This is a genomic window from Paenibacillus agilis, from assembly GCF_007786455.1.
Classification (GTDB): Bacteria; Bacillota; Bacilli; order Paenibacillales; family Paenibacillaceae; genus Paenibacillus_B; species Paenibacillus_B agilis.
Map to the genome: position 1 here is coordinate 184,576 of NZ_VNJK01000004.1, position 12,463 is coordinate 197,038.

At 46.1% G+C, this 12,463-nt stretch carries 11 protein-coding genes and 2 riboswitches; all 11 genes read left to right on the forward strand.

Features of this window, described 5'->3' with window-relative positions; all coding sequences use genetic code 11:
• Positions 1 to 33 precede the first annotated feature (33 nt).
• Positions 34 to 381 carry an alpha-helical endospore appendage domain-containing protein gene (locus FPZ44_RS22085; RefSeq protein ID WP_261378482.1) on the forward strand — a complete coding sequence of 116 codons (348 nt, stop codon included), beginning with the start codon at positions 34 to 36 and terminating at the stop codon, positions 379 to 381.
• Positions 378 to 614 carry a hypothetical protein gene (locus tag FPZ44_RS22090; protein ID WP_144994013.1) on the forward strand — a complete coding sequence of 79 codons (237 nt, stop codon included), beginning with the start codon at positions 378 to 380 and terminating at the stop codon, positions 612 to 614. Before FPZ44_RS22085 ends, FPZ44_RS22090 begins: the two co-directional genes overlap by 4 nt.
• A gap of 27 nt (positions 615 to 641) precedes the next feature.
• Complete coding sequence (locus tag FPZ44_RS22095) at positions 642 to 947, forward strand: hypothetical protein (RefSeq protein ID WP_144994015.1); 306 nt, start codon at positions 642 to 644, stop codon at positions 945 to 947.
• Between the two features lie 58 nt (positions 948 to 1,005).
• On the forward strand, positions 1,006 to 2,133 hold the full coding sequence (locus tag FPZ44_RS22100) for a CgeB family protein (protein WP_144994017.1): 1,128 nt from the start codon (positions 1,006 to 1,008) through the stop codon (positions 2,131 to 2,133).
• Between the two features lie 27 nt (positions 2,134 to 2,160).
• Positions 2,161 to 3,321, forward strand: a complete 1,161-nt coding sequence (locus FPZ44_RS22105) for a CgeB family protein (RefSeq protein ID WP_144994019.1) — start codon at positions 2,161 to 2,163, stop codon at positions 3,319 to 3,321.
• A gap of 427 nt (positions 3,322 to 3,748) precedes the next feature.
• A riboswitch (cyclic di-AMP (ydaO/yuaA leader) is annotated at positions 3,749 to 3,973 on the forward strand.
• 79 nt (positions 3,974 to 4,052) lie between these two features.
• Positions 4,053 to 4,496: a hypothetical protein gene (locus FPZ44_RS22110; protein ID WP_261378483.1), complete on the forward strand. Its 444-nt coding sequence runs from the start codon at positions 4,053 to 4,055 to the stop codon at positions 4,494 to 4,496.
• Positions 4,497 to 4,568: 72 nt separating this feature from the next.
• Positions 4,569 to 4,756, forward strand: a riboswitch (cyclic di-AMP (ydaO/yuaA leader).
• A gap of 285 nt (positions 4,757 to 5,041) precedes the next feature.
• Positions 5,042 to 5,119 carry a K(+)-transporting ATPase subunit F gene (gene kdpF, locus FPZ44_RS26955; protein ID WP_261378498.1) on the forward strand — a complete coding sequence of 26 codons (78 nt, stop codon included), beginning with the start codon at positions 5,042 to 5,044 and terminating at the stop codon, positions 5,117 to 5,119.
• A gap of 67 nt (positions 5,120 to 5,186) precedes the next feature.
• Complete coding sequence (gene kdpA / locus FPZ44_RS22120) at positions 5,187 to 6,863, forward strand: potassium-transporting ATPase subunit KdpA (protein WP_144994021.1); 1,677 nt, start codon at positions 5,187 to 5,189, stop codon at positions 6,861 to 6,863.
• 29 nt (positions 6,864 to 6,892) lie between these two features.
• Positions 6,893 to 8,980: a potassium-transporting ATPase subunit KdpB gene (gene kdpB / locus FPZ44_RS22125; RefSeq protein ID WP_144994023.1), complete on the forward strand. Its 2,088-nt coding sequence runs from the start codon at positions 6,893 to 6,895 to the stop codon at positions 8,978 to 8,980.
• A gap of 371 nt (positions 8,981 to 9,351) precedes the next feature.
• Complete coding sequence (gene kdpC / locus FPZ44_RS22130) at positions 9,352 to 9,990, forward strand: potassium-transporting ATPase subunit KdpC (RefSeq protein ID WP_261378484.1); 639 nt, start codon at positions 9,352 to 9,354, stop codon at positions 9,988 to 9,990.
• 87 nt (positions 9,991 to 10,077) lie between these two features.
• The gene (locus FPZ44_RS22135; protein WP_144994025.1) at positions 10,078 to 12,447 is read left to right on the forward strand and encodes a universal stress protein; all 2,370 of its coding nucleotides are present in this window, start codon (positions 10,078 to 10,080) and stop codon (positions 12,445 to 12,447) included.
• The last annotated feature ends 16 nt before the right edge of the window (positions 12,448 to 12,463 follow it).

A 12,463-nucleotide genomic window follows, 5' to 3' on the forward strand; every position in this document is an offset into this window, starting at 1 on the left:
TACCTTTTTCAGTAGCAGTAAGGAGGAACTAATTTGGATCGTGAACATGCTAACATTCGAATTTTGGAATCTATGGCGGACATGCAATGGAATATTGCGATTATGCTGGAAGCTAAAACTTTGGAAGCAGAGAAAGTGCGTAATTGGCTGTTGAATCACATGGTTGCCAGTGACAGTGCTGACGTTTATGAACAAACGAAAGATGCGTTAGATGTCCACACTCAAGTTATAGAGGTTATCGCTGGACTAACAAGATTGCAGCAGAGTTTGAACCGTAATCTGCAAACAATTCTTGATCCTGATGGACAGGATGAACAAGGAGCGGGTCACGCGAATAATGGTGCATTTAAAGGTCCACTAGATCTGGAAGAAATGGCATGACGCAGCTTCACAGGCAAGCGTCAAATCAAGTCGCAGAGCATGGAGCAAAGCTAAAAGAACAAAGATCTGTTACTGATGCTCTTCGTCGCAATTATCGATCGGAACGAGCAGTTTCGGCTCAGCTTCATTTGTTGGAGGCGATTGAACGGAGTCAAGCTGCAATAAGTTCGCTTCTAGATCGGTTTTCCCCTCACGCCGAACACTTAGCCACGTGCAAAAAGGAGAAAGTATAATCCTACATGCAGGGAGGGATGAAAGAGATGAAGAAAAAAAGAGAGAAGAAAAAGCGGACGGATTTGACTCGGCGGAAAGCACGTATCCGGCGCCAATCGACAAAAGAAAGTAATAAAAAGACCAAACCTGCCTCTGAGAAAACAACCAAACCACGGCGTCTCTCCAAGAAACGTGTACGTACAACAACTTCCAAATTACCAGCCAAATCTAAGAAGCGAGTAAATCACGCATATGATAAAAGCTATAATGAAGCATTCAATCAAGGTTTTAACGAAGGATTTGCAAAAGGCTTCGAAGATGGACACCATATCGTATACAGTCAACAGGCTTAATACAACTTTCAAGTATCAAGATACGGAATGATTATATGTCTGAATCTCAGGTGATGCCATGCAGCAAGTTAGACAGAAAGAACGTGCAAAAGGACGACGGGACGGCTTCTCCTCAGGATATAAGCATGGTTATCGCCTTGGTACGGCTGAAGCGGTAGTGTCACAAATTCCTATGATGCCGACGAATCCGTCGCCGATGCGAATTCTTTATATTCCACAAGGATTTGAAGCGATTGACCACGGATGCAGCGTTGCTTTGAGCAAAATGAGCAGTGCATATGCGGAGGCACATCCTTCTCGACTTGTAGAAGAAGCGCAGCGTTTTAAGCCAGATCTCATTGTCGTACTGAATGCCCTGCATGTTTTTCCTCAAGAACATCCCGAACATATCATATGGGCGAAGCAGCAAGGTATCAGGACTGCCATATGGTTTGTAGATGATCCTTACTTCACTCAAGATACAGCAGTACTAGCTCCGTATTATGACTTCGTGTTCACTCATGAACAGCAATGTATTCCCTTCTACAAACAGCTGGGTTGCCGGCATGTTTATCATCTTCCTCTCGCAGCAGCAACAGAGCGTTTCCGCCCTATTCGGTCAGATTATCGTTATTGCCATGACATCTGCTTTATTGGCAACGGATTCTGGAATCGAGTAGCGTTTTTCGACAGTTATGCGGAGCAGCTTATGAAATACGATATTTGTATTGCAGGCGGCTATTGGGATCGAATGGTGACGCATGCTCGTTGGGGAGATCGACTTCGTTCAGGGTGGGTTCCTTTAGATGAAAGTGTTTATTATTACAATTCATCCAAAATTATACTAAATATTCATCGACCACATGAACAAGGGGCTGACAATCGAAATACATTTGACCTGCCTGCACAGTCGATTAATCCCCGTACCTATGAAATTGCTGCGTGTGGTGCGTTCCAGCTTACCGATGTCCGGAGCGACCTTACCCAAATGTATACGCCAGGCTGGGATATTGAGACCTTCCAGACAGGCGAAGAACTCATGCAAAAAATTGAATATTACTTAGTCCATGAAGAAGAGAGGATGCGTATCGCTATGCGTTCTCTCCAGACCACATTTATGCGCCATACGTTCGAGCATCGAGTGCGTCACATGCTGGATGTCATAGAAAGGAGCTATTCGGTATCAGGAGTAGCATTATTAAACTGACAAAGCATGCAGTGAAGGAGGTATAGAATGACTGGTGCAACAGAGAAAAAAGGCATAGTCAAGCAATCCCGGCCATCATTGCTGCATCAGGTGCGGTCAGCTAGCCATAAAGGAGCGCGTGAAGGTCACGAACGAGGATACGGAGAAGGTTATTTTCGTGGAAGAGCGCAAGCACTTGTGCATGCACTTACCGAGCATGCTCCTCAGCGCCAATTACGTATTATTTACGTATCATCAGGCAAAGGTTTCCCTTATTCGCCGCTTGATGAAGCTGTCGTATCGACGCTGCAATCGATGGCAATAGACGTTCAGGTAGCGGGACCCAAAGATTCTATAGCAGTATTTGCTGTAGAATATCGCGCAGACCTGGTTCTCGTTCTAGATGGAATGGATTTTCCAGCTGAGCAGCTTATAGAGCTGAAGGCTCTTGCCATACGTACGGCTCTATGGATTACGGATGATCCCTATTATACAGATCGGATGGCAGCAGTTGCTCCCTATTATGATTATATTTTTACTTTAGAATCCACTGCGATAGAATACTATCAGTCTTTAGGATGTAGACAAGTGCATCATTTGCCTTTTGCTGCTTTTCCTGAGCATTTTACGCCGAGGGCATCTCCAGCCCCATTTCAGAACGATATTTCTTTTATTGGTTCTGCCTATTGGAACCGTGTTCGCTTCTTTGAACCGATTATGGATCGCCTCATGAAGCACAAAGCCCATTTTTCAGGATTATGGTGGGATCGGCTGCCCCAATATAAAAAATATAAGTCATCGATTAAGCTTGATTTGTGGATGGGGCCAAAAGAAACAGCGGAATTTTATAATAGTAGTAAAATTGTAATAAATATGCATAGAACACATGATGATACGACAGTAAACCAAAATTCCAATCAAATTTTAGCAACTTCTCCTAATCCTCGCACATTTGAAATTAACGGCTGTGGAACGCTGCAGCTGACAGATATTCGAAGTGATTTAGCTCAATTTTATGTGCCTGGGGTAGAGCTTGTTACGTATGAAAGCCCTGCCGACTTGTTGGAGAAAGCGGTCTACTATTTGACGCATGAAGAGGAACGTAGAGAGATTGCATTGCGCGGATTAGCACGTACGTTGAAAGATCATAGCTATGCGAAACGTATTCAGCAGCTATTGAGCATTATATTTGATCGTCAAGCGGAGTGAGGAGAATTTACCTTATGGAGCTTGTTTTTTGCCCTCGGCCTAGAACAATTAGGTGGGGGTATTTTTGCTGCCTATTCGATAAGCAGACTCTTATTGTAGGGTATGAGGGAAGTCGTTTTTTTCCAGATGAGGGATCTATTTTGAAGAATGGATGATTATCGGCAGTAATTATCGATTTTCAGCGGATAAGAAGTCAAGAAAGCGTTATTATAGGGGTTATTTGCTGATTATCTCTTTATATCTTTCGTTTTCATTGAGAATAGAGAAAGCTCGAGATTGAGTGAGGAAATGATATGAAAATAAAAGATTGAAATGGTTTATATGACTGCCATAAATAGGGATTGTCTAAAATGAGCGTTGTGATTCATTTACAGTCTCGGAGCAGAGGAGTAAGATTCAGTTCAGCAATAGCAACTACATTCCGTAGCGTCTGTAATCGCTGAGTTCCGCATAAGGTGCGGAAGCGGGGGAACCAAATGCAAACGGCTGCCTGACTTAAGTTTAAAAGGCTGCAGCAATCGTTTGTTGGGGTGAATCCGGATATCGGTACGCAGTTCCAACTCATCGTTGGAATGGGTGCAGAGATCTGGTAGGGCAACTCTTCGAGCCCGAATCCGACAGCTAACCTCGTAAGCGTCCGAGGAGAGGCGTGCCTGAATACCGTTATGTATACTGGCGCATTTCGAATTGCCTCACACCCGAAAATGATCGCTGTACGGATTTCAGGAGGAATGAACAAGATGCATAATGAGGGGCGCATGGTAACGGTATTTGCTCCCAATGCGATGGGTATTGATTTTTTGAAGCAGCTTCGAGGGGCAAATGTGCCTGTAGCAGCGATATCGAACAATACCCGGCTAACAGCAAGTATGGAGAAATTAGGTGTGAAGCATATTTGCAGCGTGAAAACAACATCGCAAAGGAAGGCAACGGCGCTGCCAGCTGTACCTGTAGGGCGCATGTATGTATTTGAGCAAAGCTTCGCACTTACTTGCCGCTTGTTGCAGCAGTGCCGTCCTTGGACGGATGAAATGATTACGGTAATTACAAAACAAAATTATCCGAAGTCGATTTATCGGATGCTGGGTGCAGACATGGTCATTTATACGCAATCAGACCAAGTATCCTTTCTATTGACTGATTTATTGAGTCAAGACAGCCATCAACCTGCTTGAACGGTTTAATCCTTCATAGCCATGACACATACGGCACAGGTGATGATAGAAATACAATCAGATAGCTTTGGGCTTTGCTCATCGCTGAGTCCCTTTATAAGGGAACGGGGGAACCAATCGACATGCAATCGCATGTCTGGGGTGAGTCCGGATGACGACTCGACTTCCATCACAAAGATGGATCATCGAATCCGCATCTGGTAGGGCGACTCTTGCGTCCGAATCCGTCAGCTAACCTCGTAAGCGTCCGTAGAGGCAGCCTTATTTCGTCGTGGATCGATACACGGTTTCTATAGCTGTGTTTTATTTGGCCACGCGGAAAGGGGACCTCCTTCCGCGTGGCCTTTTTGCGTCCCGACAAGTCAGTATGCTTGCCGGCAAGAGCGAAAAACCAAGAGAGCGCAACAGCATCTGACTAGACAAAGGGGAGGAATGGTACATGTTCGATGCGGTGATGTGTATTTTACTGTTGATGTTAGGCATTGCAGCATATGTCGTCATACATTGGTGCTCGCAAGAAATCGATAGATGAGGTGAAGAAAATGATGATCGCACTGGGCGTTGTGATTGCTGCACTATTTCTATACTTAGCATACGCGTTAGTTAAACCCGAGAAGTTTTAAAGTAAATGAGCAAGATGCGAAGTGGAATGATCGAAGTGGGGTTAAATCTAGAGAGGTGGAACGAGAGATGACGTTACTAGGCTGGGTGTCGATTGGCCTTACTCTACTGCTAGTGCTAGTGTTGGCGCGACCAACAGGTATTTATCTAGCACGAGTATTTCATAGTGAAGGGGCGCGGATGCCGCTTAACGGTCTATTTGGACCGATAGAGAAATTGTTGTTCAAGCTATTTGGCATTAAAGAAACGAATCAGACGTGGAAAAGTTATGCCACAGCATTAATCTCAACCAATATATTTATGATGCTGCTCGTTTACGCAGTACTGCGCTTGCAAGGCAGTCTGCCGTTGAATCCAAGCGGCATAGCGGGCATGGAGCCAACATTGGCATTCAATACGACGATAAGCTTCATGACCAATACGAACTTGCAGCATTACAGCGGGGAAAGCGGCTTAAGCTACTTGTCTCAAACGCTGGGTATTACGTTCATGATGTTTACAGCACCAGCGACTTCGTTTGCAATCGCATTTGCCTTTATGAGAGGAATTGCAGGCAAGCCGCTCGGTAACTTCTTCGTAGATTTGGTGCGCAGCATTGTACGTGTGTTAATGCCGATTGCCATTGTAGCAGCGATTCTATTTGTTGCGTTAGGCGCTCCGCAGACGTTTGCACCGACTGAGACGGTAACAACGCTGCAAGGTGCAGAACAGCAAATTGCTCGCGGTCCAGTAGCCTCCTTGCTATCTATTAAAGAGTTGGGTAATAACGGTGGTGGATTTATGGCCGTAAACTCGGCGCACCCGTTTGAGAATCCAAATGGAATTAGCAATTTGCTTCATATCGTACTTATGCTGCTGCTGACAACCTCACTTCCATTTGCGTATGGTCGCATAGTTGGAAGTGCGAAAGAAGGAAGAGTGCTCTTCGTTGCGATGTCGATTATGTTCATCATGATGCTAGGCATAGCGACTACGGCAGAGCAAGCAGGAAATCCAGCTTTACATCAGCTTGGTATGGCTGGCCCGAGTATGGAAGGTAAGGAAGTACGCTTAGGAGTAGCTCAGTCGGCTTTGTATGCGGTCGTAACGACAGCATCCGAAACGGGTGGAGTAAACACTATGCATGACACATTGACACCGCTCGGCGGATTAGTTCCGCTCGGAAATATGATGCTCAATACGGTATTTGGCGGAGTTGGCGTAGGATTTGTAAACGTATTGATGTATGCGATGATTGCCGTATTTTTATCAGGCTTAATGGTAGGACGCACTCCTGAATTTTTGGGACGCAAGTTGGAAATTCGGGAAATGAAGCTCATCGCGGTAACACTTATTATTCAGCCGATTCTTATTTTGGTGCCGACTGCGATTGCGCTTGTATTTTATCCAGATACGATTTCAAATGCTGGCTTCCATGGTATCTCACAGGTGTTGTATGAATATACTTCCTCGGCTGCTAACAACGGGTCAGGATTTGAGGGACTTGGCGATGCAACGCCATTCTGGAATATATCAACGGGCTTAGTGATGTTCTTCGGACGCTATATTAGCATGATTACGATGCTGGCTGTTGCTGGGTCGCTGATGGCGAAACGTCCAGTACCGGTCACATCAGGTACATTTAAGACGAGCAACGCAACGTTCGGTACGATTTTTGTCGGTACGATTCTCATTGTCGGTGCCCTGACGTTCTTCCCGATTCTTGTACTTGGACCGATTGCAGAACATTTGACTTTGTGGAAATAATCGTTTGCGAACGAGAGGAGAAATAAGCAATGAGTACGGTACAATCGATGAAAACTCCGTCATCGTATGATAGCGGGTCTCGAAGTGAAATCAAAAAATCGAAGTCGATGTTTGGTGGAGACATCGTTCGGCAAGCTTCCATAGATGCTTTGCGCAAGTTCCATCCGAAGTTTATGGTGAAAAATCCGATGATGTTCCTTGTGGAACTTGGCTTTGTCATCACGCTGTTGTTAACCATTGTACCTGATGCGTTCGGGAGTGCAGCCCCACGTTGGTACAACGGGGTTGTTAGTTTGATTTTGTTTGTGACGGTGTGGTTTGCCAACTTTGCTGAGGCATTGGCGGAAGGCAGAGGGAAAGCACAGGCCGATTCCTTGAAGCAGACGAAGAAAGACTTGTGGGCACAAAAGGTTACAGCGACAGGTACGATTCGCGTATCTTCAGCAAGCTTGAGAAAGGGCGATATTATTATCGTTCGTGAAGGTGAGACCATTGCTGGGGATGGAGAAGTCATTGAAGGTTTGGCTTCGATAGATGAGTCTGCAATTACGGGGGAATCCGCTCCTGTACTAAAGGAATCAGGTGGTGACTTTTGCTCCGTCACAGCTGGTACACGTGTGGTAAGTGACTGGGTGAAAGTTCGTATTACAAGTGATCCTGGTGAGTCCTTCTTGGATCGTATGATTGCCTTGGTTGAAGGAGCAGAACGTCAAAAGACGCCGAATGAATTAGCTTTGCATACGGTACTTGTAAGCTTGACACTTATTTTTCTTATCGTAGTCGTTACGCTGCCATTCTTCGGCAAGTATTTGAACATTACGCTGCATACGGCAGAATTAATCGCTCTTCTCGTTTGTCTCATCCCGACGACAATCGGTGGTTTACTATCTGCGATTGGGATCGCTGGTATGGACCGTGTTACCCGCTTCAACGTCATAGCTACTTCTGGTAAAGCAGTAGAGGCATGTGGAGATATTCATACGATCATTTTGGATAAAACAGGTACGATTACTTACGGAAACCGTCTTGCGAATGATCTAATTCCGGTCAATGGCAATAGTGTACAGACATTAGCACGTTGGGCAGCTGTAGGATCTCATGCAGATGAAACGCCGGAAGGACGTTCTGTATTGGAGTGGCTTACGAAGCATAGCCTTAGCTATGATCGTGAGCTGTCTGAGCAAGGTGAGTTTGTTCCATTCAAAGCAGAGACGCGGATGAGCGGTATTGATTTGCCAGATGGACGACTGGTTCGTAAAGGTGCGGTAGATGCGATTAAGCAATGGGTGGCAAGTAAAGGCGGCCCCATTCCATCAGACCTTGATGGTGTTACAGAAAAAATTGCGAAGGCAGGCGGTACACCGCTGGCTGTTGCAGTAGATGATCAGATTTATGGCGTTATTTATTTGAAAGATACGGTAAAGCCGGGCATGCGCGAACGGTTTGAACAGCTGCGCAAAATGGGGATTCGCACCGTTATGTGTACAGGTGACAATCCGCTGACAGCTGCAACGATTGCACGTGAAGCTGGAGTAGATGACTTTATTGCGGAGAGCAAGCCGGAAGATAAGCTGGCTTTGATTCGTAAGGAGCAAGGAGAAGGCAAGCTTGTTGCGATGACGGGGGACGGTACGAATGATGCGCCAGCATTGGCGCAGGCGGATGTCGGTATTGCCATGAACAGCGGTACAACCGCAGCAAAAGAAGCTGCCAATATGGTCGACTTAGACTCTGATCCGACGAAAGTGATCGAAGTAGTAGCCATCGGCAAGCAACTGCTTATGACGCGCGGTGCACTGACTACGTTCAGTATTGCGAACGACGTGGCTAAATATTTTGCCATCATACCGGCTTTGTTTATGATCGCAATCCCTGAATTGTCCGCTCTCAATATAATGGGCCTTCATTCACCAATGTCGGCAGTATTATCAGCACTTATCTTCAATGCGGTTATTATTCCATTATTAATTCCGCTAGCGATGAAAGGTGTGGCATACAAACCGCTTAGCTCGGAACAACTGCTGCGCCGCAATATGTTGATTTACGGATTAGGTGGTCTTATAGCACCGTTTATCGGTATTAAGCTTATTGATTTAGTGGTCGGTGTCTTCTTGTAGAAGGCTTGGGAAATATAAGATTGAAATAGTTTCATTATTATTGGCCAAAAGAAAGAGAGCAGAATCCTGTTGTAGAAACGAAGTATTCGCCTTTGTAGTCGAGTTCTAACCATATCATCTAAACAAAAGAACTCGACTACAACAGCGTTCGTAAACAGGATCTGTTCTCTATAAATGAAGGCCAATATATGTTTATTAATTATTTCCACTTCAACACTTAAACAGAGATAAAAAAGATATGAAAAAGGTTTCTTTATAAAAAGGTTACGGAATGAAGGTATAAATAGACAAAGAAAAAAATAACTTCGTATTTAATTCGTATTTTAAATAACTAGGATATAAAGCGTAAATACGCGAAAGGATGACCTTGCATGAACACACACGCCACACCATCAATGAACAGTGAATCGTCTGGCTCTCATTCACAAGGAAATAAGCAAGGGGGCGGGCTTGGCACCATCATCCGAATGAGTATCGGCCTTATGATCTTATGCGGCCTTGTGTATCCATTTGTTATGACAGCAGCAGCTCAGACGCTTTTCCCGTACCAGGCGAACGGAAGTCTAGTAAAAGATGAGAATGGTCAAATTGTTGGCTCTGCCCATATTGGTCAGGCTTTTACAGATTCGAAATATTTCCACGGACGTGTATCCAGTATTGAATATAACGGAGTTGGTTCCGGATCAGGCAACTTAGCACCAACGAATGAAGCGCTGACAGAGCGTGTTGAGCAATCGATGAACGATTGGCAGGAACAGAACCCGCAAATGGCAGTATCCGAGGTTCCAGCTGACCTGTTGACGAACTCTGCTTCTGGTCTTGATCCACATATTACTCCTCAAGCAGCAAGTGTGCAGATCCCTCGTATTGCGAAAGCAACAGGACTGTCTGAACAACAATTGACGCAGCTAGTGAAGAATCATACGGAAGAGCCTGACCTTGGAGTGTTTGGTGAAGCTAGAGTCAATGTGCTGTTATTAAATATGGAATTGGAACAATTGTTGAAATAGATATAGCAGTAGGTATGCCGATTCTAGTGATATGGAATCGGCTTCTTGCGTGGATTGAAATTCATAGGATCGGACGGGAGGTTGGTCATGAAAGAAGGTGATGCTTATCGCAGGCGCTCACCCGAAGTACTTCTTAAGCTCATTGAAGAGATGCGACGCGGTCGATTATGCATTCTTGTGGCAGTGGCCAGCGGCGCTGGGAAGACGACTCAATTGATTCATGAAGGTGAGCTAAGAGCGAAAGAAGGCTTGGATGTCGTCTGGGGAACTTCTGTGCCAGAGCAGGACGCCGCTGCGGCATCAATGGAGGCAGTTGCAGCTATACGATGGGCTCGTGGTCACTTGCAGTTGGAAGATTTGGATGTAGCGCGTTTGTGCGAACGCGCACCTGATATTGTGCTAGTAGACGGCCTAGCCCAGCCGAATCGCCCGGAAGCAGAACGGCAACGCCGTTTGGACGATGTTCGATTCTTGTTGCAGCACGGTATTAGTGTCATCGCGACGATGAACGCCTATGAAGATGAGCGTGTTAGTGAACAGGCTCGTAGGATCGCTGGTGTCGATCCAAAATGGACCTTGCCAGCAGAGGTGCTGCAGGCAGCAGATGAGGTCCGCTTGCTGGATGTAACCGCAGAGACGTTAATAGAGCGTAGGCAGGTTCATGCGCAGCAGGAACGTGTATCGTTCGCCGCGACAAATAAAAAGGCGCATAGTAAACGAGTTTCTGAACGAAGCCGGCTCAGCATTTTGCGCGAGCTGGCTTTGCGCACGATAGCGAATGATGTGAATGGCTCGTTGGAGCAGCATCGGCACGAGCTTGGTTTAGAGGGGCCATCTGGTGTGACGGAACGTATTCTCGTCCTCGCCCAATATGGATGGAACGGTTCTATTCATGTGCGCCGTGGTGAGCAGGTGGCGAAACGATTGAATGGAGAATTGTTTATTTTATCGTTTGTCGATCCAAATCTACCCTTAACACAGCTCCAGCTAACCTTTCAACGATCATTGAAGAAGCTGGTACAAAAGATAGGCGCATCATGGGAGGAAGTTCCCTTGTCCTCGCGCAGGCGTATAGCAGGATTATTGTCGCAATATGCATGGACGCACAGTATGACTCGAATCGTATTAGGCCATTCACGCCAGTCGAGGTGGCAGGAATGGATACATGGTTCCCTTGTGAATGGTTTGCTGCGCACAGTGGAGCATACGGACTTGTTCTTTGTGGCAGATCGTTCGGAACGCGAAGGAGAACGTGTATTTCCTGTGAAGACGGAGCAAAGGCTGCCGGTACAAGCATTTAAGCGTTGGACAGCAGGTGAGCTCGAAGAGCGTGCGGATGGGCTGAGGCGTGGACATTTTAAAATTATAATTGGTGCAGCGCCTGGTGTTGGCAAGACATACAAAATGTTGCAGGAGGGCAACCGACTGCTGGAGCAAGGGGTCGACGTCGTTATTGGTCTTCTTGAGACGCATGGGAGACGGGAAACGGCCGCTCAAGTTGGAGCATTGCCATGGATTGAGCGACAGAAGATCAAATATCAAGGTCATTTATTAGAAGAAATGAATACAGCGGAAATTTTAGCGAGAAAGCCAGAACTGGTGCTCGTTGATGAATTGGCGCATACGAATGTACCGGGCAGTGTGCATACTAAGCGATATGAAGATGTCATTCAGCTGCTGGAAGCGGGCATTTCAGTCATGTCGACGGTAAATGTCCAGCATATTGAGAGCTTAAATGACGCGGTGGAGCATTTAACAGGGGTGCGTGTTAGGGAAACGGTTCCTGATGGGGTGCTTCGTCTCGCAGATGAGATGGAATTGATCGATGTTACCCCATCTACGATTCAAAAACGAATGCAGGATGGGCTCATTTATGCGAAAGATAAGGTTGATCAGGCACTGAGCAACTTTTTTCGCATACCTAACTTGATTGGGCTTCGTGAGCTTGCCTTGCGTGAAGTGGCAGATGATGTCGATGAGCGATTGGAATCGTGGGAGCGGCGTGCACTGCTGCGTGGGCCTTGGAGACGCAAAGAGGTTATCTTTGTATGCGTTGAGCCTGACGAGCGTGCGGAACGTCTTGTGCGTCACGGGTTTCGAATTGCGCATCGGCTAAAGGCGGAGTTATATGTTGTCTGTCTTCCTGTGGCGAATTTGCTTCCATCGCGGGGTGGTAAAAATACTACGAATCAACCATTTCTTAAATGGTCTGAACAAACGGAAGCATTAACAGTACGGCTTGGTGGGACATTTTGTGTTCAAGCAAGTGTCCAACGTCGACAATGGGCGCAGGAAGCGGTTCGCCTTGCTGATGAACATAAAGCCTCTCAAATGATAGTAGGTGTCCCTGCGCGACGGATGCGTAAATCACATATGGGACGTATGCGAATGTTAATGCGAATTGCTCGTCATATGGATGTATTAGTGGTTACTGATAATGAAAGGGAAAGGGTATAAGAAATAGAGCCAATAG